Annotated in this window: 22 protein-coding genes; 13 read left to right on the plus strand and 9 right to left on the minus strand. The window is 61.6% G+C overall.

Translation table 11 applies throughout. The annotated features are described in order from the left end of the window. Positions 1 to 84: 84 nt before the first annotated feature. The gene (locus tag AC1PUL_RS10415; RefSeq protein WP_480468284.1) at positions 85 to 1,443 is read left to right on the plus strand and encodes an esterase-like activity of phytase family protein; all 1,359 of its coding nucleotides are present in this window, start codon (positions 85 to 87) and stop codon (positions 1,441 to 1,443) included. Between the two features lie 118 nt (positions 1,444 to 1,561). Here the strand turns inward: AC1PUL_RS10415 and AC1PUL_RS10420 are convergent, their stop codons facing one another. The 5 genes from AC1PUL_RS10420 to AC1PUL_RS10440 form a co-directional block, all read right to left on the minus strand. Further along, positions 1,562 to 2,095 carry a hypothetical protein gene (locus tag AC1PUL_RS10420; protein ID WP_480468286.1) on the minus strand — a complete coding sequence of 178 codons (534 nt, stop codon included), beginning with the start codon at positions 2,093 to 2,095 and terminating at the stop codon, positions 1,562 to 1,564. Positions 2,096 to 2,209: 114 nt separating this feature from the next. Next, positions 2,210 to 3,730, minus strand: coding sequence for an exopolyphosphatase (ppx, locus tag AC1PUL_RS10425; RefSeq protein WP_480468288.1), 1,521 nt, complete (start codon positions 3,728 to 3,730; stop codon positions 2,210 to 2,212). Positions 3,731 to 3,742: 12 nt separating this feature from the next. Continuing rightward, positions 3,743 to 5,935 (minus strand): RNA degradosome polyphosphate kinase, encoded by a 2,193-nt coding sequence (locus AC1PUL_RS10430; RefSeq protein ID WP_480468289.1) that lies wholly within the window; start codon positions 5,933 to 5,935, stop codon positions 3,743 to 3,745. A 61-nt stretch (positions 5,936 to 5,996) separates the two neighbouring features. After that, positions 5,997 to 6,710, minus strand: coding sequence for a DnaA regulatory inactivator HdaA (gene hdaA, locus AC1PUL_RS10435; protein ID WP_480468291.1), 714 nt, complete (start codon positions 6,708 to 6,710; stop codon positions 5,997 to 5,999). Next, entirely contained in the window at positions 6,711 to 7,865 is a 1,155-nt protein-coding gene (locus AC1PUL_RS10440; protein ID WP_298462163.1) for an AI-2E family transporter, read from the minus strand. Between the two features lie 240 nt (positions 7,866 to 8,105). Between AC1PUL_RS10440 and purM the strand changes: the two genes are divergently transcribed. After that, positions 8,106 to 9,179 (plus strand): phosphoribosylformylglycinamidine cyclo-ligase, encoded by a 1,074-nt coding sequence (gene purM / locus AC1PUL_RS10445; RefSeq protein WP_480468294.1) that lies wholly within the window; start codon positions 8,106 to 8,108, stop codon positions 9,177 to 9,179. Further along, the gene (gene purN / locus AC1PUL_RS10450; protein WP_480468296.1) at positions 9,176 to 9,832 is read left to right on the plus strand and encodes a phosphoribosylglycinamide formyltransferase; all 657 of its coding nucleotides are present in this window, start codon (positions 9,176 to 9,178) and stop codon (positions 9,830 to 9,832) included. The genes purM and purN overlap by 4 nt, the downstream gene beginning before the upstream one ends. 9 nt (positions 9,833 to 9,841) lie before the next feature. Here purN and AC1PUL_RS10455 read toward each other — a convergent pair whose 3' ends face one another. Beyond that, positions 9,842 to 10,429: an NUDIX domain-containing protein gene (locus AC1PUL_RS10455; protein ID WP_480468298.1), complete on the minus strand. Its 588-nt coding sequence runs from the start codon at positions 10,427 to 10,429 to the stop codon at positions 9,842 to 9,844. A gap of 4 nt (positions 10,430 to 10,433) precedes the next feature. Then, positions 10,434 to 12,590, minus strand: a complete 2,157-nt coding sequence (locus AC1PUL_RS10460) for a molybdopterin-containing oxidoreductase family protein (protein ID WP_480468300.1) — start codon at positions 12,588 to 12,590, stop codon at positions 10,434 to 10,436. A 33-nt stretch (positions 12,591 to 12,623) separates the two neighbouring features. Here AC1PUL_RS10460 and AC1PUL_RS10465 point away from each other — a divergent pair, with 33 nt between their 5' ends. The 3 genes from AC1PUL_RS10465 to AC1PUL_RS10475 are packed head-to-tail and all read left to right on the plus strand — an operon-like array spanning position 12,624 to position 14,870. Then, entirely contained in the window at positions 12,624 to 13,487 is an 864-nt protein-coding gene (locus AC1PUL_RS10465) for a 23S rRNA (adenine(2030)-N(6))-methyltransferase RlmJ (protein WP_480468302.1), read from the plus strand. A gap of 12 nt (positions 13,488 to 13,499) precedes the next feature. Then, positions 13,500 to 14,243 (plus strand): ribonuclease T2 family protein, encoded by a 744-nt coding sequence (locus tag AC1PUL_RS10470; protein ID WP_480468304.1) that lies wholly within the window; start codon positions 13,500 to 13,502, stop codon positions 14,241 to 14,243. Positions 14,244 to 14,273: 30 nt separating this feature from the next. Beyond that, complete coding sequence (locus AC1PUL_RS10475; protein WP_480468306.1) at positions 14,274 to 14,870, plus strand: glutathione S-transferase family protein; 597 nt, start codon at positions 14,274 to 14,276, stop codon at positions 14,868 to 14,870. A gap of 73 nt (positions 14,871 to 14,943) precedes the next feature. On the opposite strand, the gene AC1PUL_RS10480 is transcribed toward AC1PUL_RS10475, so the two are convergent. Continuing rightward, a complete protein-coding gene (locus tag AC1PUL_RS10480) occupies positions 14,944 to 15,606 on the minus strand; it encodes an outer membrane protein (RefSeq protein WP_480468307.1) in 663 nt (220 codons plus the stop codon). A gap of 366 nt (positions 15,607 to 15,972) precedes the next feature. On the opposite strand from AC1PUL_RS10480, the gene AC1PUL_RS10485 reads away from it, so the two are divergent. The 5 genes from AC1PUL_RS10485 to AC1PUL_RS10505 all read left to right on the plus strand — a co-directional run bounded on the left by AC1PUL_RS10485 (position 15,973) and on the right by AC1PUL_RS10505 (position 20,426). Next, positions 15,973 to 16,731, plus strand: coding sequence for an SDR family oxidoreductase (locus AC1PUL_RS10485; protein ID WP_480468309.1), 759 nt, complete (start codon positions 15,973 to 15,975; stop codon positions 16,729 to 16,731). After that, complete coding sequence (gene uvrC / locus AC1PUL_RS10490; protein WP_480468311.1) at positions 16,728 to 18,755, plus strand: excinuclease ABC subunit UvrC; 2,028 nt, start codon at positions 16,728 to 16,730, stop codon at positions 18,753 to 18,755. The genes AC1PUL_RS10485 and uvrC overlap by 4 nt, the downstream gene beginning before the upstream one ends. Positions 18,756 to 18,876: 121 nt before the next feature. Continuing rightward, positions 18,877 to 19,458, plus strand: a complete 582-nt coding sequence (gene pgsA / locus AC1PUL_RS10495; RefSeq protein ID WP_480468313.1) for a CDP-diacylglycerol--glycerol-3-phosphate 3-phosphatidyltransferase — start codon at positions 18,877 to 18,879, stop codon at positions 19,456 to 19,458. Between the two features lies 1 nt (position 19,459). After that, positions 19,460 to 19,714: a molybdopterin converting factor subunit 1 gene (gene moaD / locus AC1PUL_RS10500; protein WP_480468315.1), complete on the plus strand. Its 255-nt coding sequence runs from the start codon at positions 19,460 to 19,462 to the stop codon at positions 19,712 to 19,714. A gap of 241 nt (positions 19,715 to 19,955) precedes the next feature. Then, on the plus strand, positions 19,956 to 20,426 hold the full coding sequence (locus AC1PUL_RS10505) for a molybdenum cofactor biosynthesis protein MoaE (protein ID WP_480468554.1): 471 nt from the start codon (positions 19,956 to 19,958) through the stop codon (positions 20,424 to 20,426). On the opposite strand, the gene AC1PUL_RS10510 is transcribed toward AC1PUL_RS10505, so the two are convergent. Next, a complete protein-coding gene (locus AC1PUL_RS10510) occupies positions 20,416 to 21,312 on the minus strand; it encodes an ABC transporter permease subunit (RefSeq protein ID WP_480468317.1) in 897 nt (298 codons plus the stop codon). The two genes, AC1PUL_RS10505 and AC1PUL_RS10510, sit on opposite strands and share 11 nt — an antisense overlap. 59 nt (positions 21,313 to 21,371) lie before the next feature. Between AC1PUL_RS10510 and AC1PUL_RS10515 the strand changes: the two genes are divergently transcribed. After that, positions 21,372 to 21,920 carry a CGNR zinc finger domain-containing protein gene (locus tag AC1PUL_RS10515; protein ID WP_480468319.1) on the plus strand — a complete coding sequence of 183 codons (549 nt, stop codon included), beginning with the start codon at positions 21,372 to 21,374 and terminating at the stop codon, positions 21,918 to 21,920. Then, complete coding sequence (locus AC1PUL_RS10520; RefSeq protein ID WP_480468321.1) at positions 21,917 to 22,429, plus strand: hypothetical protein; 513 nt, start codon at positions 21,917 to 21,919, stop codon at positions 22,427 to 22,429. Before AC1PUL_RS10515 ends, AC1PUL_RS10520 begins: the two co-directional genes overlap by 4 nt. The last annotated feature ends 31 nt before the right edge of the window (positions 22,430 to 22,460 follow it).

Raw genomic sequence — 22,460 nt, forward strand, 5'->3', positions numbered from 1 at the left:
TCGAAACTTCACCTGATCGCAATCGGTGCGACATGAAGCCTCACTAGCACTCTGGCGTTTCCTCCCTTCCAACAAGGTGACGCCATGACCAAAGCTCTTCTGACGTCTGCTGCTCTCTTCATCCTCTTCGTCTCCCAGGCTTCGGCCGAGGAGAAGGCCTTTCCGGCCAAGCTGGTGAATCAGGCCGTTCTGCCGGCCAACACCATCATCGCCGCTCCTGCCGATGCGCCAGCCTATCTCAAGACCTCCGGCAAGTTCTCGACCGCAGACCGCAAGCGTGCGGACGCGCTCGGCAGCGTGCCCGGCAAGGACGGCGTGCGCCTGACCGGCCTTTCGCTGCCCTTCGACGGTCAGCCGCTGCAGGGTTTCTCCGGCATCAAGGCCATGCCCGACGGCAGCTTCTGGAGCCTCTCGGACAACGGCTTCGGCTCGAAGACGAATTCCACCGATGCCATGCTGATGCTGCATCATCTGACCTTCGACTGGGATGCCGGTTCGGTAAAGGTCGAAAAGACCCTCTTCCTCACCGATCCCGACAAGAAGGCCCCCTTCCCGATCGCCATGGAAGGCTCTGACAAGCGCTATCTGACGGGTGCGGACTTCGACGTCGAATCCATCCAGCCGGTGGCGGATGGTTTCTGGGTCGGCGAAGAACTCGGTCCCTACATCCTGAAGTTCTCGACCGAGGGCGTGCTGACTGATGTCATCGCGACGAAGGCCGGCGAGATCGACGTGAAGTCGCCCGACAATCCGACCATCGTCGTGCCTGCCAATCCAGCCGCCAAGATGCCGGTCTTCAACCTCAAGCGCTCCGGCGGCTATGAAGGCCTTGCCCTGTCGAAGGACGGTACGAAGCTCTATGGCATGCTCGAAGGCCCGCTCTATCTCGAAGACGGTTCCGTCGAAAAGGCGGATGGCCTCACTGCCCTGCGCATCATCGAGCTTGACGCCGCCTCCAAGACCTGGACCGGCAAGACCTGGCTTTATCCTCTGTCCGAAGGCGGGGAGGCGATCGGCGATTTCAACATGATCGACGAGACCACCGCTCTCGTGATCGAGCGCGACAATGGTGCGGGTGTGGCGGACAAGGCCTGCGCCGATCCGAAGGCCCCGGCTGCCGACTGCTTTGCCGTGCCGGCCAAGCACAAGCGCATCTACAAGATCGAGATGACGGACGAGATGGCCGGCAAGGCCGTGCGCAAGATCGGCTATATCGATCTGATGAAGATCGAAGACCCCGACAACAAGAAGCGCCAGGGCGGCGGCGAAGGTTTCTATGACATGCCGTTCGTCACCATCGAGAATGTCGATGTGGTCGATCCGACCCATATCGTCGTCGGCAATGACAACAACCTGCCGTTTTCAGCCGGCCGCGCCCTCGACAAGGCCGACGACAGCGAGTTCGTGCTTCTGGAAGTCGGCGATTTCCTCGCCGCGAAGTAAGCGACGTCAAGATCTCCCGGTCGGGTATCGAAAGGTGTTTGGCCGGGACATCAAAAATAAAGGCGCAGGGTCTCATGATCCTGCGCCTTTTTTATCGAGGCGGGGGGCGCGTGAGAGATCAGGTCGGCTTGGCGCAGGCCGCCTCAACTGGCCGCATGGCTTCAGCCGCCCCGGTCAGCGGATAGGCAAAGGTCTTCTCGCCTATGGTGAACTTCAGCTCGGTTCCCTGCTTCAGCATCCTGGCGATGGCGGCATCGAAGGCTGGGCGCGCTTCGAGGAATGTCAATTCCATCTCTTCCAGAAACTGGATGTCCGCATCGACGACCAATTGATCGGCGGCAGGCGGCGCGGTCACCGTCAGCTTCACCGTGCCGCTCTTCGGTTCGAAATCCGGATCCAGCGAAAGCGTCATGATAAAATGGCGTGCCGGCAGTTCACAGCGGAAGCTCACCGGCACATCATCCGTCTGTGGCATGCCGTAGAGGAGCACGGCCCCACCCTCCTGCGTCTCCCCCATCCATATACGCGCCTCTTCGGCGTTCACTTGAGGCACAGGGAAGATCAACGGCGAGGTGGCCAGCGCCAAGGCCAGCGCCATTTTGCGGATCGCTGCGGGAAGCGGTCCTTGTTTGGGATTGCTGCTGACCGCCATGACACCCTCTCCAATCAAGGCTGTAAATTTTGGAGATTTGTAGCCCGCCCCTCACATGGCGGCAATCGCCATCGCCAAAGCAAGAGTTGGGTGGGCAGGAGTGCGTTTGCGCTCCTATTCGAAGACGAAGGCCAGCCGCTTGCCCGTCAACTTCGACAGCTGCATCAGGCGACCGTCCAGACGCTCGCCGGCGAAGTCCTTGTAGGACTTCGGGACAACGAATTCGAGATCGAGATCGGGATTGGCGGAGCGACGGAATGTCAGGTTGTGCACCACGCCCGGCATGGAGGCCGAGAAGAGGTAGACGACGCGCAGCATGCCGCCGACGAGCTTTGCCCGGTCCAGCAGGCGCTCGGTGGCGATCGCTGCGAGCGGGCCGGTCTGGCCGTCGTCATGCAGGCCTTCGAAGCGGTAGTAGTTGGTCAACGCGATGAACGCGCGGCCCGGATGGGTAATGCCGACGAAGGAGGAGTGGGCAATCACGTTCAGCGCCTGCAGGCCGCGATAGTCCGGATGGGCACGCCAGCTGATATCGGCGAGCAGGCAGGCGGCCTGGCGATAGCGGCTTTCCTCTTCGGTTTCCTCGATATCGAAGAAGGGCATCATTTGGCCGGTCCAGTCGGCAAGCTCGCGGGCATGTTCCGGCGAGCGGGCACGCAGGATGGCGAGTTCATCGGCAGCCTCGATCAACGGATCGAGCGCCTGTTCTTCCTCCAGCAGCAGCGAATAGAGATAGCCTTCGCGCACGCCTTGCGCCGAGAAGCAGACGCTCTTCGGCTGCATGATCTCGATCACTTCCCGCATGGCGACGGCGCCGAAGGGGATCAGGTTGCGGCGGCTCTTGGAAATGGTCGACCAAGCGGGATCGCGGCTGTTGGCGCCCGAGATGATCTCCTCCAGAAAGAAGGCGATCTCGTCATAGGGCAGCTCATAGCCCTGCATCATGTGCAGCGGATACTTGCGGATCTCCATATGCAGCTTGGCAATGTTGCGCCAGGTTCCGCCAACGGCGTAGAAGGTGCGCCCCTGCCCGTTCTTCAGCAGCGATGCATCCCCGACCAGCTTCTTCGCCAGGGCTCTCGCCTTGATGAGCGAACCCTCGACGCTTTCCGACAGGCGCAGGCCGCCGAGCGGCAGCGTGATGCCCTGGCCGAAGCCCTTGCCCTTGATGTCGATGAGTTCCAGCGAACCGCCGCCGAGGTCACCGGCGATGCCGTCGGCATCGTGGAAGCCGCTGACCACGCCAAGGGCGGAATACTTCGCCTCTTCCTCGCCGGTCAGGACCTGGATTTCGTGTCCGAGGATCTCTTCGGCGCGGCGGATGAAGTCGGGGCCGTTGGAGGCTTCGCGGGCGGCAGCCGTCGCCAGCACATACATGCGCGTCGCCTGGGCCTGGTTGGACAGTGCGCGGAAGCGGCGCAGCGCTGCCAGTGCGCGCTCGACACCGTCTTCGTCCATCCGGCCGGTCGTCGCGACACCCCTGCCAAGGCCGCAGAGGACCTTCTCGTTGAAGAGCACTGTCGGTGCGCGGGACAGACCCTCATAGATCACGAGGCGGATCGAGTTGGAGCCGATGTCGACAACGGAGACAGGGGCGATACCGGGAAGACGCCCCTGCGCTTCAGATCTTGTCATGAGGTACCAGAATTATCGTTTCCTACCGGATATCAGACCGGCGATCAGTTTCGGTGCGCTTGATTTCAGGGCTTCTCCGCGACCGGACAGGCTCGGATTGGTCATGAAATAGTGCTGGGCGTTGAAAGGTTCCTCACCCTGTCGCACTTCAATTCGCCGTGATGTACCGTCGGGCAATATCTCGTAGCTCTGCTGATTGTCAATCAGATTGCCCAGCATGATCTGGGACAGGACCTGCTCATGCACGGTGGGGTTAATGAGTGGCACCAAAGTCTCGACGCGGCGGTCGAGATTGCGCGGCATCATGTCGGCCGAGCCGATATAGACGAGCGCCTTTTCCGAGGGCAGCCCATGGCCGTTGCCGAAGCAGAAGATGCGGCTGTGCTCAAGGAAACGACCGACGATCGACTTGACGCGGATATTGTCGGACAGACCCGGCACCTGCGGGCGCAGGCAGCAGATGCCGCGCACCACCAGATCGACATCGACACCCGCCCGGCTCGCTTCGTAGAGCGCATCGATGATCTCGGGGTCGACGAGCGAATTCATCTTCATCCAGATGCCGGCCGGCCGGCCGGCCTTGGCATGCTCGATCTCCTCGCGGATGTGCTTGAGGATGCGCGGGCGCAACGTATAGGGCGACACCGCAAGCTTCATGCCCTCTTCCGGCTCGCCATAGCCGGTGATGAAATTGAAGACATTCGCCATGTCATGGGCGATCTTCGGATTGCAGGTGAAGAAGGACAGGTCCGTGTAGATCTTCGCCGTCACCGGGTGGTAGTTGCCGGTGCCGAGGTGGCAGTAGGTCCTGAGCTTGCCGTCTTCGCGGCGCACGACCATCGACATCTTGGCATGTGTCTTGAGTTCGATGAAGCCGAAGACGACCTGGACGCCGGCGCGCTCGAGGTCGCGGGCCCAGCGAATGTTCGCCTCTTCGTCGAAGCGGGCCTTGAGTTCGACAAGCGCGGTCACGGATTTCCCGGCTTCCGCCGCGTCGATCAGGGCGCGGACGATCGGGCTGTCGTTCGAGGTGCGGTAGAGTGTCTGCTTGATGGCGAGAACGTCCGGATCGCGGGCGGCCTGCAGCAGGAACTGCACGACGACGTCGAAGCTCTCATAGGGGTGGTGGACAACCATGTCCTTTTCGCGGATCGCGGCCAGGCAGTCGCCGGCATGCTCGCGCACACGCTCCGGGAAGCGGGCATTGTACTGATCGAACCGCAGGTCGTCGCGCGGCGCCTTGGTGATTTCGGAGATGGTGTTCAGCGCAAGCAGTCCGGGAAGAACTGCAACGCGATTATCCGGCACGCCAAGTTCATGAACGACGAACTGGCGCAAGGCCACCGGCATTTCCGAGTCGACTTCGATGCGGATGACGGAGCCGCGGCGGCGACGCTTCAGCGCCGTTTCGAAGAAGCGCACGAGATCTTCGGCCTCTTCTTCAACTTCGATATCGCTGTCTCTGATGATGCGGAAGGTGCCGAAGCCCTTGACCTCGTAGCCCGGATAGAGCCGGTGAATGAACAGGCCAACAAGATCTTCCAGCGTAATGAAGCGGATCGTCACACCTTCATCCGGCAGGCGGATGAAACGGTCCAGCGTCGGCGGCAGGCGCAGGAGCGCGGTCATCGGCTCGCCGGTGCGGCTAGAGCAGAGCTGCAGGCCCATGGAGAAACCGAGATTGGGAATGAAGGGGAAGGGATGCGCCGGGTCGATCGAAAGCGGTGTGAGAACCGGGAAGATCGACTCCTCGAACGTGGTTTCCAGCCAGTTGCGATCCGCTTCCGACAAGGCCGCCGGGCGGACAATGAGGATTTCTTCCTGGGCGAGATATTGCTGCAGGACGGCGAGCGAAGCCTGCTGCTCCATCTGCAGATTGTCGATTTCCTTCAGGATGTCGTCGAGCTGTTCGGCCGGCGTCTTGCCATCGGGGCTCTTGATGGCGATGCCCTGCCGCACCTGACCTTCGAGACCGGCAACGCGGACCATGAAGAATTCGTCGAGGTTGGCCGCCGAGATCGACAGGAAGCGGACACGCTCCAGAAGCGGATGGGCGGTGTTGAGCGTTTCCTCAAGCACGCGACGGTTAAACTGCAGCCAGGAGAATTCGCGATTGATGAAGCGCAGGGGGCTGGTCAGCAGATCCTCGGCGGGCGCGACCTCCACACCGGTTTCGCCATCCGTGCCCTGTACTGCGCTGTCCATGATTCGCCCCTTGGTTATCGTTGCTGCCGATTATAACAGTTTAGCGACAGATCTGTGACGGCTACTCGCGGATGTCTGCCGCCTCCAGCGTTTCGAGAACCTCTGCGGCCAGGCTGCGGCTGATCTTGGCGCGGCGCGCCAGCGCGAGCCTGTCCATGCGATCGACGACCACCTGGGCGGCCGCAAAGGAACGCTCCATGCGGCTGACGATATAGCCGACGATCTTGTCATCGATGTAAAGCTGTCGGTCGGCAAAGAGTTTGGTGATCAGCTGGCCGAGCAGTTCCTCGTCGGGCGCGCCGATTTCGACGACCGTTGCCGCCTTCAGCCGCGAATTGAGGTCCGGCAGCGCGACATTCCAGGACGGCGGGAAGCTGCGCGAGGTGATCAGCAAGGTCCTGCCGTGCTGGCGCACCGCATTGATGACGTGAAAAAGTTCAACCTCGTCAAAGCCCTTGCGATCGGCATCCTCGAAGAGAACAGGACCGATAGCCGCAGCCTGCGAGGCCCCCTCGCCCGACTTCGGCACGATATCGGTTGCTCCGGCCGTATCGCGGAAGATCTGGGCCAGATGCGACTTGCCGGAGCCTTCCGGTCCGGTGAGGATGACGACCGGCGATGGCCAGTCGGGCCAGGCATCGACAATCGACACAGCCGCCGCCATGCGTTCGGAAACGAGGAGATCCTCGCGACCGGTTGCGGCGCCATGCTCGAAGGCGAGCGGCAATTGTTGGGCGGCCCCCCGTTTGTCGGAAGCCATCTTGGCGTCACTCATTCATGCCTCGGGCACGTCTCTGGAGCTAGGGGGTGCGATCTCGCCCACAGCGGGGGAAGACGGCGCAACCGCGGCCGGCGTTCCGTAATAGAGATCGCTCTGAAGGTAGCGCGAGATGGCGAAGCGAACAAGGACGCCGATCGCCGCGGCAGCGGGAACGGCGACGAGCACGCCAACGAAGCCGAACAGTGCACCGAAGGCGAAGAGGGCGAACATCAGCCATACCGGGTGCAAGCCAACACTCTTGCCGACGAGTTTTGGCTGCAGAATATTGCCTTCAATGAACTGACCAAGGAAGAAGATCGCGGCGATCACACCGACCCAGATGAAATCCGGCCAGAACTGCACGATAGCCACGCCAAGGGACAGGAGCAGACCCACGGTCGAGCCGACATAGGGAATGAAGCTGATCATGCCGGTAAAGAAGCCGATCAAGAGGCCAAAATTGAGACCGGCCACCGACAGCGCGATGGCATAAAAAATGCCGAGGATCAGGCAGAGCGAACCCTGCCCACGCACGAAGCCGGCGATCGTGTTGTCCAGTTCGGTCGCAAGCTGGCGGACGGTCGCGAGCTGGTGACGGGGCACCCAGCTGTCAACCTTTTCGATCATGTGATCCCAATCGAGCAGAAGGTAAAAGGCGACGACGGGAGTGATGACGAGCAGCGAGGCGATGTCGAGCAGCGCCTTGCCGGAATTCCAGATCTGCTCGATCAGCGTACCGATAAAGCCGACGCCCTCGCCGAGATAGCGGGAGAAATTCTCCCGGATCGTGCCCATCTGGCCGTCGACCCAATCCGGCAACCAGGAGGCATTCGAGGTCGCGATGAACGTCTGTAGTTGGGTCACATATCCCGGCACGCGCTCAATGAAGTCGTTGAGCTGGCTGACGAGCACCGGGATGATGATCATCAGCGAGAGCACGAAGACGACGACGAAGGAAACGAGGATCAGGATGGTCGCCATCAGGCGGCTCAAACCGATCCGCTCCAGCCGGTCGGCGACCGGATCGAGGAAATAGGCGAGCGCCATGCCGGCGATGAAGGGCAGCAGCACCGAGGAGAAAAGCATCAGGAAGGCGATGAATGCCGCAAGCGTCAGGAGCCAGAAAATCACCTGGCGGCGGAGGCCAATTCCACTGATGTAGCGAGCCATGTCCCGTCTCCGATTTGAAGTTGTGCGCCTGGCGCGGCAATCTCTGCATGCTGCAACGCCGTAACAGGAGATAGGTTACCGCAGAAGCCTTGGTCAAGAACTGCAGCCGGTTCGGCAGCGAGAAGATGGGATCAGAGCCGAGAATGGCCGGGAAATCGCGCACTTCTCCGGCTCCCAGCTTGCATCAGACGCCTCTTCATGCCATGGCCAGCCGAAATTCTCGCAGGATCGGAGGCAGGCATGAGCCAGGCTGGCAAGAACGGGTTGACCTATAGCGATGCGGGCGTCGACATCGACGCGGGCAACCTGATGGTCGAGAAGATCAAGCCGGCCGTGAAGTCGACCCGCCGCCCGGGCGCGGATGGCGAGATCGGCGGTTTCGGCGGCCTCTTTGATCTCAAGGCCGCCGGCTTCAAGGACCCGATCCTGGTCGCCGCCAACGACGGCGTCGGCACCAAGCTGAAGATCGCCATCGACGCCAATATCCATGACACCGTCGGCATCGACCTTGTCGCCATGTGCGTCAACGATCTCGTCGTGCAGGGCGCCGAGCCGCTGCTCTTCCTCGACTATTTCGCCACCGGCAAGCTCGACCCCGATCAGGGTGCGGCGATCGTCCAAGGGATTGCTGCCGGCTGCCGCGAGGCGGGCTGTGCTTTGATCGGCGGCGAGACCGCTGAAATGCCCGGCATGTATTCCAAGGGCGACTATGACCTCGCAGGCTTTGCCGTCGGCGCTGCCGAGCGCGGCGCACTGCTGCCGGCAGGTGACATTGCAGAAGGCGACGTCATCCTCGGCCTCTCCTCCTCAGGCGTGCATTCCAACGGCTTCTCGCTGGTGCGCAAGATCGTCGAACTCTCGGGCCTCGCCTGGGATGCGCCGGCGCCCTTTGCCGAGGGCCAGTCGCTGGGCGCCGCCCTTTTGACCCCGACCCGCATCTATGTGAAGCCGCTTCTGAAGGCGATCAAGGAAACCAAGTCACTGAAGGCGCTCGCCCATATCACCGGCGGCGGCTTCCCGGAAAACATCCCGCGCGTGCTGCCGAAGCATCTCGCCGCCGAGATCGATCTTTCGTCCTTCCAGGTTCCCGCCGTCTTCTCCTGGCTCGCCAAGACCGGCGGCGTTGCCCAGAATGAAATGCTGCGCACCTTCAACTGCGGCATCGGCATGATCGTCGTCGTCTCCGCCGACAAGGTGGATGAGGTGACCAAGGTGCTGGCAGCCGAGGGTGAAACCGTCGCCCGTCTCGGCCGCATGATTGCCCGCGAAGAGGGTGCGCATGGCGTGACCTACAAGGGTACGCTCGCCCTATGAGCGGACCACGCAAACGCGTCGTCGCCTTCATCTCCGGCGGCGGGTCGAACATGCTGGCGCTGGCCAAGGCCTGCGAGGCGGCCGACTATCCGGCCGAAATCGTCGCCGTTTTTTCCGATAAGCCTGAGGCCGGCGGGCTTGCCAAGGCTGAGGCACTCGGCATTCCGACACGCGTTTTCGAACGCAAGGCCTATGGCTCTAAAGCGGAACACGAGGCGGCCATCCTTGCCGCGCTTGCAGAGATCGGTCCGGACCTGATCTGCCTTGCCGGATACATGCGCCTGCTGTCGGGTGACTTCATTCGACCGCATGAGGGCCGGATCCTCAACATCCACCCTTCCCTTCTGCCGCTCTTCCCGGGCCTGCACACCCATCAGCGGGCGATCGACGCGGGCATGAAGGTCGCCGGCTGCACCGTGCATTTCGTTACCGAAGGCATGGATGAGGGCCCTGTGATCGCACAGTCCGTGGTGCCGATCCTCATTGATGATACGGCGGAGACGCTGGCGGCCCGCGTGCTGACCGTGGAGCACCAGACCTATGCCACGGCGCTCAGGTTGGTCGCATCGGGTGGCGTCGCCATGCGCGCTGACGGAAGCGTCGAACGGCTCGCTTCGGGAACGGATGCTGGCGCGCGGCTCATCAGCGCCTGACCTTTCGCGTCACCTTCTGTTTAATGCTGCCCATTGCAAGAGCATGATGGTCTTGGCGTCGACGATGTCGCCTGTTTCAACCATCCTGAGAGCATCAGCAAAGCGAAGCTCGACCACTTCGAGATCCTCCTGCTCATCGTCCAGCCCGCCGCCCGCCGAGACGCGATCCGCGTCCGTCACAGGGCTGTAGAAACAATGAACTTTCTCGGTGACCGAGCCCGGCGACATGTATGCCGCGAAGGCGCTGGAGCTTTTGGTGACGACATAACCCGTTTCTTCCAGCGCCTCACGCTGGGCGGCCTGCAGGGGTTCCTCGCCTTCGTCGATGAAGCCCGCCGGAACCTCCAGCAGATAGGCGTGGTCGCCCATCAGATAAGCCGGAATTCGCAACTGCCGCACAAGGGTCACCGTGTCGCGTTCGACATTGTGCAGCAGGATGCCGACAGCCTCGCGACGGTCGAAGACCTCCCAGGAGAGGCGGTGGGGTGCCCTGCCCTCGCGAAAGAAATCGAAGGTGATGCCGCGCAGATGGCTCCAGCCCTTCCACAGCGTCTTGTCTTCCAGGATCGCGATCCGGGCCTTGTCGAAAATGCTCATGTCTTCAGGCTTTTCTCATCCAGACCTTGTTGTCGTGGAAGGCGGCACCGCCATGGGGAGCTGCCGGATCGGCACCGGTCAGGACATTGATGCCTTCACCGTCGAGATGGCTCTTGTTCGGCCAGAGGCCCTCGGCCACCAGCACGCCCGGCTTCACGGCATCGGTGATCTTCGCATGGATGCGCAGCTCGCCCCTGACATTGCCGAGCTGGACGACATCGCCATCAGCGAGGCCGAGGCTTGAGGCATCTGCGGAGTTCACCATGACCTCCGGACGCCCCTCCTTGTCGCGCGAGGTCTTGGTCTCGGCGAAGGTGGAATTGAGGAAGTTGCGGGCCGGAGAGGTCGCGAGCCGGAACGGATGTTCGGCATCGGCCACTTCGATCAGGTCGACCTGATCGGGATAGACAGGAAGCTGCTTCACCGGCCCGAGCGAGCCGAGCCTTCCCGGCGGCTTGTTCGGGGCTGGTGTATTTTCCCAGTCCGGCTTGAAGCGGAACTTGCCGTCCGGATGGCCAAAGCCATTCAGATAATGGGCGTCGTCGAAAGCCGGCTGGCAGTCGAGCCACTTGTCCTCGAGCAGCGTGTCGAAATCCGGCTTGCCGCTGATGTAAAGCATGTGTTCGATATGCTGGCGTTCGGTTTTGCCGAAGCCGGGGCGATCTGAGACGCCGAGGCGTTTGGCCAGTTCCTCGATGACGAAGAGATTGGTGCGTACCAAGGGCGGCGCATCGACGAGCTTGGGGCCGAGCAGGATGTGGCTCTGGCCACCGCCGCGATAGATGTCGTCATGCTCGACGAACATCGTGGCGGGCAGCACGATATCGGCGATATCAGCCGTCTCGGTCATGAACTGCTCGTGCACGGCAACGAAAAGGTCGTTGCGCAGGAAGCCCTGTTTTACCAGCCGCTGCTCAGGCGCGACATTCACCGGATTGGTGTTCTGGATGATCAGCGCGTCGACCGGACCGCGATGGCGGAGCGCCTCGGCGTCCCCTGTCAGCACGCGGCCAATCTGCGACTGGTCGAGCATGCGGATCTCAGGGTCGACCATACCAGTGCCCATCAGCTCGGCCTTGTTGAGCTGGAAGATGTCACTGTTCGAGTGAAAGGCTCCGCCGCCCTCGTATTGCCAGGCGCCGAGCACGGTTGCGAGCGACAGGGCTGCGTGCATGGAGACAGCACCATTGCGGCTGCGGGTGAAGCCGTAGCCGAGGCGGAAATAGGTCTTTTTCGTCTGGCCGACGAGGCGGGCGAAGGCCTCGATCTCCTCGACCGAGAGGCCTGTTATGGCAGACGCCCATTCCGGCGTCTTGTCCTTGAGGTGCGCTTCGAGGCCTGCCGGATCATCGGCGTACTTCGCCATGTATTCGCGGTCGGCGTAACCATCGCGGAAGGCGACGTGCATGGCAGCACAAGCGAGCGCCGCATCCGTGCCCGGCTTGAGGATCAAGGCCATGTCGGCCTGCTTCATCGTCGGATTGTCGTAGATGTCGATGACGACGATCTTTGCGCCGCGATCTTTCCGCGCCTTGATCGCATGGGTCATCACATTGACCTGGGTCGCGACCGCATTGGTGCCCCAGATGACAACGCAATCGGAGACGGCCATCTCGCGCGGATCGGGCCCGCGCAGCGTGCCGGTGCCCATGACATAGCCTGTCCAGGCCATGTTGGTGCAGATCGAGCCGAAGAAGCCGGAGTATTTCTTGGCGTGGCGGAGGCGCTCGATGGAATCGCGCTGTACGAGGCCCATGGTGCCGGCGTAAAAATAGGGCCAGACGGCTTCGGATCCGTGTCGCTGCTCGGCCTTGACGAAGGCGTCGGCGATCTCGTCGAGGGCGGCTTCCCAGGTGACATCCTGCCACTGCCCTGCCCCCTTGGCCCCTGCCCTGCGCACCGGCTTCATCAGGCGGTCAGGATGATAGAGCCGCTCGGCATAGCGCGCGACCTTGGCGCAGATGACGCCAGCCGTATAGCTGTTGCCGGTCGCCCCGCGCATACGGCCGATCCGGCCGTCCTCGGTCAGTTCGACGTCAAGCGCGCAGGTGGATGGACAGTCATGCGGACAGGCCGTATGACCGAGCGACCGGTTTCGGATGGGGCTCTGAATGTTCATGGGCCGGTTATAGGCCATGGCCGGAACGCTCAAAAGCCCCATTCGAACAAATCATAGCTCCCATCGGAACCGCATATGAATTATCGCCACATCTATCACGCGGGCAATTTTGCCGATGTCCTGAAGCATCTCGTGCTCTCGCGGCTGATCGTCTATCTGCAGCAGAAGGACAAGGCCTTCCGCGTGCTCGATACCCATGCCGGGATCGGGCTCTACGACCTTTCTTCGGAGGAAGCACAGAAGACCGGCGAATGGCTTGAAGGCATCGGCAAGGTAATCGATGCGGAGCTGCCGGAAAAGGTTGCCGAGATCATGGCGCCCTATCTGGACGCGGTGAAGGCTCTCAATCCTGACCGCGAGGCTGGCGGTTCCTTGCAGAAATATCCGGGTTCGCCAAAACTCGCCCGGGACCTTTTCCGCCCGCAGGACCGGCTGTCTGCGATGGAGCTGCATCCTGACGATTCTCGGGCCTTGTCGCGCCTGTTTGAAGGCGATTTCCAGGTGCGCGTGACCGAACTCGATGGCTGGCTGACCTTGAATGCGCATCTGCCGCCGAAGGAAAAGCGCGGCATCGTGCTGGTCGATCCGCCCTTCGAGAAGGAAGGCGAATATGAGCGGCTGGTGGATGGTCTCGCCAAGGCACATCGGCGTTTTGCCAATGGTGTTTATTGCCTCTGGTATCCGATCAAGAAGGGCGCGCCGATCAAGGAATTCCACGAGGCGCTGCAGGCGCTGGAAATTCCGAAAATGCTCTGCGCCGAACTCCATGTGAAGAGCGACCGCGACCAGACAGGACTGTCTGGCACCGGCCTCATCATCGTCAATCCGCCCTTCACGCTGAAGGACGAGATGCATCTAGTCCTGCCGGAGCTCAAACGACTGATGGCGCAGGATCGCTATGCGTCGCATCGCTGCTTCTGGCTGCGCGGCGAAGAGTGAAAGAGGCACTGGATGGGACGCTATACCGGTCTATACGCTCTCGGTCTTCTGCTCGCGGCCTCCGTTGTCTACAGCTTTCTGCCGCCCAACAACGCGGCAGAGCGGTCAACAACCTCGGGCGCATTCGATACCTCGGCGACGCAGCCGAAGGCGCCTGACGCGCCGGCCTCCACGGGCACGCAGGGCAGCGGCTTCGATTTCTATGTTCTGGCGCTCTCCTGGTCCCCGACCTTCTGCGATAGCGAGGCGGCCGGTCGCAACCGCGACCAGTGCGGTGCAGGCAAGGACTTCGCCTGGGTCGTGCATGGCCTCTGGCCGCAAAACGAAAAGGGCTGGCCGGAGAATTGCCCGACACCGGAGGGCAGCCGTGTGCCCGAGCGGATCGGCCAGACCGTCATGGACATCATGCCCGGCATGGGGCTGATCGGCCATCAATGGCGCAAACATGGCTCCTGCTCCGGCCTTGGTATGAGCGACTACTTCAAGCTTGTGCGCCAAGCCCATGATAAAATTCGCATTCCCGACGAACTGGCCGATGTTGACCGGCAAAGCCGCACGTCGCCCGAGGCTATCGAGGCGGCCTTCATTCGCAGCAATCCGGGGCTGACCCGCTCGGCAGTGGCGGTGACCTGTGATAGGGAGAGAGTCGATGAAGTCAGGATCTGCCTCGACCGGTCGCTCGGCTTCCGTTCTTGCGCAGAGGTTGATAGCCGATCCTGCCGTCGCTCCGAGATTACCATCCCGCCTACCCGTTGATATCCGCAACAAGAGCCACAGGAAACCGTCATGAAGCTGCTCTTCGCGCCCGCCTCGCCCTATTCGTCCAAGGTCCGCATGGCGGCCCGCCATCTCGGCATCGAACTGGAAGAAATCAGGGTCAACACGGCGGAAAACCCGCCGGAACTCATAGATGCCAATCCGCTTGGCAAGATCCCGACACTGATTGCCGATGACGGAATGGCGATCTTCGACAGCCGCGCGATCATGCAGTATCTGCATCGTGCGTCCGACAAGCGTCTCTATCCGAAGAAGGACGAAAAGCGGACCGAAGCGGATGTGCTGGAGGCGCTGGCTGACGGCATCAGCGACTGCCTGCTGGCCATCGTCTATGAAAAGCGTTTCCGCCCGCCGGAACTGGTCAGCCAGGATGTGATCGATCGGCAATGGGCCAAGATCAATCGCAGCCTTGACCATCTCGACAAGCATTTGCCGAAGATCGGCAAGAAGCTGCATGCCGGGCATTTCGCGCTCGCCGCGACGCTTGGATATCTCATGCTAAGGTTCCCCGGCGAGTGGGAGAATGGCCGCGCGGCGCTCACCGAATGGCCCGCAAAGTTTGCCAAGGCATTTGAGCCCTATCCTGCTCTGCGCCCGAAAGCCTGACCTGCCAAAGCTGAATTCAAAATGGAAAAGCCGGGACGATGCCCGGCTTTTCCGCATTTCTCGATCGCGTGGATCAGAACTTCACGCCCATGCCGACCTTGACCGAATGGTCGTCGAAGCCACGGGAGATGGTCGAGCCGCCAAGGTTGAAGTCGCGCTTCTGGTAGTCGCTGTAACGATACTCGACGCGGGCGGTGATGTTGTCGGTGACGAAGGTTTCGACACCGGCGCCAACCGTGTAACCGGCAGCCAGCTTCTCGTCATCGGTACCGGCGCCAGACAGCTCGTGGTTGGCAACAGCCAGACCGGCCGTGCCGTAGACCATGAAGGGGTTCAGGTCGTAGCCGACGCGGCCACGGATCGAGCCGTTGACGCCCTGGGTGCCGGTCAGGCCGCCAGCGACGCCAGCCTGGGTGCCAGCATTGCCTTCTTCGCCATTGTAGCTGATGTCGGCTTCACCACCGTATACGATGGAACCGCTCTGCATGTTGTAACCGCCGTAAACGGTGCCGCCGAGGTCCTTGGCGTCGCGACCGTTGGTCGAGTTGGTGAACTTGCCGAAGTCATAAGTCAGACCACCACCGACATAAGCGCCCGACCAGTTGCCTGCCGGTGCCGAGAAGGATTCAGCAGCTGCCGGGGCTTCCGGTGCCTGAAAGATGGCGTCGGCTGCCTGGGCGGAGAAAGCGGCGACAGAGGTGGCGGATGCCAGAAGCATGATCTTGAGGGTACGCATGTTTGTCTCCTTTCGGTTCCGGGCCGCACTTCACTAAGAACCAACGGCGGCCTGAACGTTAGTGGGTATTACTTGTCCGTTCCGAGCTTCTAAATGAATACAAATTGAGGAAATGGAAGAGCCGAAATGTGAATTGTTTGTGGCATAGCCGTGACCAAATCGGGACGTTGCTTAAAAGACACAAACGATTCGTTAACCATAACAAATGGTTTACGGATTTTACTGAAGATTTCTTCAATTTATACTTATTCAATACGTCGCAGTATGAAAGCAAAGCGCGCACAAAGTTTCAGAAATGCCCCGTTTAAATATCGCGCCGCCGCCATATATGCAGCGCAACACCACTGACAGCACAAGGTAAGACAGATGCAAAACGGCATCCCGAAGGTGGCTTTGGTCACCGGATCGGCAAAACGACTTGGCCGGGCCATCGCCGAAGACTTGGCCGCCCATGGTTTTGCCGTGGCATTGCATGCGAACGGCTCGCTGGACGCGGCGGAGGCCGTGGCCCGCGCGTTGCGGTCCGAGGGAAAGAAGGCCATCGCGCTGAAGGCGGATCTTGGTAACATTTCCGAGACCGGATCGCTGATTGCGCAGACAGAAGCGGAATTCGGCCCGGTCGGCCTACTCGTCAACAACGCCTCGGTCTTCGAAGACGACACGGTCGTCGATTTTGACGCCGAGATCTTCGACCGGCATTTCAATGTCCATGTCCGGGCGCCGGCGATCCTGAGCGGCGCGCTGGTCAAAGCCCTCCCCGAGGATCGCTCCGGCCTCATCGTCAACATCATCGATCAGCGGGTGCTGGCACTAAAGCCGACCTTCTTTTCCTACACGCTGTCGAAGGCCACGCTCTGGACGGCAACACAGACGCTGGCCCAGGCCTTTTCACCACGCGTTCGCGTGAATGCGATCGGCCCCGGGCCGACCCTCATCTCCGAGCGGCAAAGGCCGGAGGATTTCCAGGCGCAGGTCGACAGTCTTCCCCTGAAACGGGGGCCGTCACTCGAGGAATTCGGTCGAACAATCCGCTTTCTTTTTGACACGCCGTCGATCACCGGCCAAATGATCGCCTTGGATGGGGGCCAGCATCTGATTTGGCACGGCACGGAGATCAATGAATGAATGGAGGAAAGCTGCCCGACGGCGGCATTCTCTATGACGGCACGGAAGACGATGACGACGACGTCGTGGTGGACGTGGATGCCACGCGTCCCGGCATCGAGATCGACTGGCATGTCGATGGCTTGGACGAGACGGGACTGACCGGCGCCGAGCTGATCGGCGAATTCGTCAAGCGACTGCCGAATGCGCCCGGCGTCTACCGCATGCTGAACAAGGACGGCGAGGTCATGTATGTCGGCAAGGCGCGCAGCCTGAAGAAGCGCGTCAGCAATTATGCCCAAGGCCGGGTGCATTCGAACCGGTTGTCACGCATGGTGCGCGATACCGTGCATATGGAATTCGTCACGACCCGGACCGAGGTAGAGGCGCTGCTGCTCGAAGCCAACCTGATCAAGCGCCTGCGCCCGCGCTTCAACGTGCTTTTGCGCGACGACAAGAGCTTTCCCTATATTCTGATCACCGGCGACAGCCGCTCTCCGGCCATCTACAAGCATCGCGGGGCGCGGGCCCGCAAGGGTGACTATTTCGGCCCCTTCGCTTCGGCGAGTGCAGTGGGCCGCACGATCAATTCGCTGCAGCGCGCCTTCCTGCTGCGCACATGCACGGACAGCGTCTTCGAGAGCCGCACGCGGCCCTGTCTTCTCTATCAGATCAAGCGCTGTTCCGGTCCTTGCACGCATGAGATCAGCGACCAGGATTATGCAGGTCTCGTCAACGAGGCGAAGGACTTCCTGTCGGGCAAGAGCCAGAACGTCAAGGAAGCCATGGCACGCGCGATGAACGAAGCGGCCGAAGATCTCGATTTCGAGCGGGCCGCCGTTTTCCGCGATCGTCTCGCCGGCCTCAGCCATGTTCAGAGCCACCAGGGGATCAATCCGGCCGGCGTCGAGGAGGCTGATGTTTTCGCCATCCATCACGAGGGCGGGCTGTCCTGCATCCAGGTCTTCTTCTTCCGCGCCAGCCAGAACTGGGGCAACCAGGCCTATTTCCCCAAAGCCGATCCGCAGCTCAGCGCGGCGGAAGTGCTCAATTCCTTCCTGGCGCAGTTCTACGACGACAAACCCGTGCCGCGCCTCATTCTTCTCTCCGAAGAGGTCGAGGAGCAGGATCTGCTCGCCGCAGCACTTTCCGAGAAGGCCGGGCACAAGGTTTCGATCAGCGTGCCGCAGCGCGGGGAAAAGAAGGATCTCGTCGACCACGTGAACGCCAATGCCCGCGAAGCTCATGGCCGCAAGCTCGCCGAGACCGCTTCGCAGTCGCGTCTTCTCGCCGGCCTCGCCGAGACGTTCCAACTGCCCTACGTGCCGCGCCGCATCGAGATCTACGACAACTCCCATATCATGGGCACCAATGCGGTGGGCGGCATGGTGGTTGCGGGGCCGGAAGGCTTCGTGAAGGGCCAGTACCGGAAGTTCAACATCAAATCGACCGACATCACGCCGGGCGACGACTTCGGCATGATGCGGGAAGTCATGACCCGCCGCTTCTCGCGCCTGCTGAAGGAAGAGGGCAAGCCGGATCGCAGCGTCGTGCCTGAAGACAACGGCGATAACGCCTTCCCTGCCTGGCCGGATGTCATCCTGATCGACGGCGGTCAGGGCCAGATGACGGCGGTGCGCAAGATCCTCGACGAACTCGACATCACCGACAGCGTGATCGCGATCGGCGTGGCCAAAGGTGTGGACAGGGATGCAGGGCGCGAGCGCTTCTTCGTCGAGGGCAAGCCGGACTTCACGCTGCCGCCACGAGATCCCGTGCTCTACTTCATCCAGCGCATGCGCGACGAGGCGCACCGCTTTGCGATCGGCTCACACCGGGCGCGGCGCAAGAAGGAAATGGTCAAGAACCCGCTCGACGAAATCTCCGGCATCGGCCCGACGCGCAAGCGGGCGCTTCTGCAGCATTTCGGAACGGCCAAGGCCGTATCGCGGGCTGCCGTCAGCGATCTCATGGCCGTCGAGGGCATTTCTGAGGCAGTCGCGCGCCTCATCTACAATCATTTTCACGAAAGCAGCGGCGATTGACATGGAAACGACGCATCCGGGGTCGAGACAACTGTAAAGACCATTCAGAATTCTTGGGTTGACGGCCCCGACCGAAACCCATCACATCTAGAGACGCACCAGAACTGACAGACAGGGCATCATGGCTTCGCGCGCATACAACATTCCCAATCTCCTGACCTACGCTCGCATTCTCGCCGTGCCGCTCATCGTCGTGTGCTTCTTTCTGGAAGGCCGGCTGCAGAGCTCGGATTTTGCGCGTTGGACAGCGCTGACGATCTTTGTCGTCGCCTCGATCACCGATTATCTCGACGGCTATCTGGCGCGCATCTGGAACCAGACATCCAATATCGGCAAAATGCTGGACCCGATCGCCGACAAGCTGCTGATCGCCTCGGTGCTGCTGTTGATGGCGGCCGACGGCACGATTGCCGGCTGGTCGATCTGGGCGGCGATCACCATTCTCTGCCGTGAAATCCTGGTTTCGGGCCTGCGCGAGTATCTCGCTGCCCTGAAGGTCTCGGTCCCCGTTACGCGGATCGCCAAGTGGAAAACGACGGCGCAAATGTTTGCGCTCGGTTTCCTTCTGGCAGGCCCAGCCGGCGACAAGATCCTGCCTTACACCACCGAGGCCGGGATTACGCTGCTCTGGATCGCCGCGATCCTGACCATCTATACCGGCTACGACTATTTCCGCGCCGGCGCCAAGCATATGGTGGATTGAGATGGTCAAGCTCGTCTACTTCGCCTGGGTCCGCGAGCGGATCGGCAAGGGTGAGGAAGAACTCGACATCCCGGCAGAGGTGAAGACCGCCGGCGATCTCGTGACATGGCTTGCGACGCTCGGGGATGGGCATGAGGAGGCGCTGCGCTTTCCCAAGGCCATCCGTGTAGCGATCAATCAGGAGCATGTGGAGCATCACGAGCCGATCGCGGGCGCCCGAGAGATCGGTATCTTTCCGCCGATGACGGGCGGGTGACTATCGAGGAGGTTCTCATGACCGGCGCACCGGTGGGAAACGTACCCCCCTCTGTCCTCCTTCGATTGCATCGAAGCGCGGACAAATCCCCCTCAAGGGGGGAGATCGATCTGCGGAACCGCTTTGAAAACCACCGACACTTGCGACGGAGCGGTGATTGCGCCCCTGGCCAATCTCCCCCCTTGAGGGGGAGATGCCTGGCAAGGCAGAGGGGGGTATTGCTGGCGATATGCGTGAACATATGAGACATGCGATCCCCACCATTCGCGTGCAGCGTGACGACTTCGATGCAGCCGCCGAGTCACGCCTGTTGACCGCAGGTCGCCACGACATCGGCGCACTCGTCTCCTTCGTCGGCCTGTGCCGCGATGAGGCGGGCACGCTTTCGGCGCTCGAACTCGAACACTATCCCGGCATGGCAGAAGCCGAGATGATGCGCATCGCGCAGCTGGCCATCGACCGCTTCTCGCTGATCGGACTGACCGCCATCCATCGCTTCGGCCGGATCGAGGCGGGCGAGCAGATCGTGCTGGTGACCGCCGCAGCCCCGCACCGCCAGGCCGCATTCGACGGCGCCAACTTCGTGATGGATTTCCTCAAGACCTCCGCGCCCTTCTGGAAGAAGGAGCATGGCCGGGACGGGACGAGCGGTGACTGGGTCGCGGCGAAGGATGCCGATGACAGCGCGCGGGATCGGTGGATCAAGGAATGATCCGCTCGCGACGGCTGATCACCAGAAGCCAGACCAGAGCCGAAATGATCACGGCATCGCGCCAGATCATCGGGCCATAGGCGCTCCATAGGGCTTCGGCAAAGGCGACAGCTGCAGCACCCAGCGCCGAATGAAGCGGGCGGGAATAGCCGCCGACCGCCGCGACCAGAACGACTTTCAAGCCGAACATCAGGCCTGCGCCAAAATCCATGGTGCCGTAGAGCACGGTGGCCGACAGTCCGCCCAGCGCCGCAAAGAGTGATGCAGCCATCAGCGACAGGACAAATACGGCGTCAGCATCCACCCCGACAAGACGGCTTGCCAGGGGATCCTGACTGACGGCCTGCCACAGCCGCCCTGCCCGGCTGGCTAAGAGTGCAGCCTGGCCGATCGCAACGAGCAGGACCATCAGGCCGACATGCAGGATCTGCAGCATGGTAAGCCCGACCGGGCGGCCATCAACCTCCATCAGCGTGAGGATCTGCTGGCCCATCGGCGGCAGCCAGAGGCTTCGCGTGTCGAGCGCCAAACGCGCGGCTTCTGAAAGCACCAGCACGACACCCAGCGAGGCGACGATCAAGGCATTCGGTGAGCGCTTGTGCAGGGGCATCATGACATGGCGCGCGGTCCACAGGCCGGCCAGCAGCGCATAGGCAAGGCCCGCTGCCAACCCCAGGGAGATGGCGGCCGGCAGGACCAGATAGAGGCGGTTCCAGCCAAAATCGGTGAACAGAAGACAGATCTGGCCGGCAAAGGCGACCAGTGCCCCAAAGATGATGTCGGGCCGCCTCGTCACGCCGAAAGCAAGCGCATAGCCGAAGGCGAGGCAGGCATAGAGGCCGGCCATGGGTAGCGCATTCAGAAGCTGCTGCAGCAGATAGGCCATTTATCCCTCCTATCGCATTTATAACTATCAAAATTGCTTTTACCAGTTATATTGAGTCTATGAGCTTTTCCTGGACCCCTCACCGTTTTGCCGGTGGCGCGCTCGCCTTAGATGTGGCGAACAGCGTCATCCTCCGCCATGACCCTGACGGTCGGCGTGACCGTTTCGCCGTGCCCGAACAGCTCGAAGCCTTTCCGGAGGCTGCCTCCCGCCTTTCTGCGGAGCGAGAGCGCTTCGGCCCCTTGCGACCGGTCCTGCCCGAACATCAGCCTCTGTTCCTTGCGCTGCGGGAGGCCATCGACGCCTATTTCCGGCGTCGCGTGCTGGGTAATGACGGCCGAGAACAGCTTGCCGATCTGCTAGAGGCGGCTGCCGCCGCGTTGCGCGCTGCGACAGACGACGACAGCCTGGAGGCGGCCACGGCCCGCTCGGCGCTCGGCCTGATCTGCGAGCCGCAGCCGGAGCGGATGAAAATCTGCAGCAATTGCGGATGGCTCTTCCTCGACCGCAGCAAGAACCGCAGCCGCACCTGGTGCGACATGGCCGTCTGCGGCAATCGCGTGAAGGCGAACCGGCATTATCATCGAAAGAAGGAGAGTTCGCCATGAAGGCGATTGTGATCGGGGCTGCCCTGCTCGTGGGCATCACAAGTCTATCCGGCTGTCAGCGTGAGGACACGAAGGAACCGCTCAAGGTCAGCGGCAAGGTCTTCATCTTCAACTACCGCGTGGCGGAGGCGACCTATGTGGTGACGCTTGCCCGCAACGGCCCTCTGCCAGACCAGAGCTTCGTCGAAACCACGTTCGAGAACCCTGCGGGCGGTCCACCGCTCGTCACACGCTCGAAGATCTTTCCGTTCTGGGAAAAGGTGTCGCTGGAAAGCCCGCCCGTGCATTGCGTCGCCAAGGGCAAGACCTATGCGGTCGATATCCGCATTCTCGATGGCGAGGACAAGGTGATCCAGACGATCGAGACGACCCTCACCTCGACGCTGGATCAGAGCATCATGCCGGGCAAGCCGCTGGTCGTCGGCCCCGTCTACACGCCCAATCCGGAGGTCTATGGTGCGGACGGCAAGGTCGACTACGCGCAGGAAAAGACCTGCCCGGCAGCATGATCATGACCTCACGCAACGAAAAACCGGAGCC

It is taken from the genome of Rhizobium sp. P43, assembly GCF_056730705.1.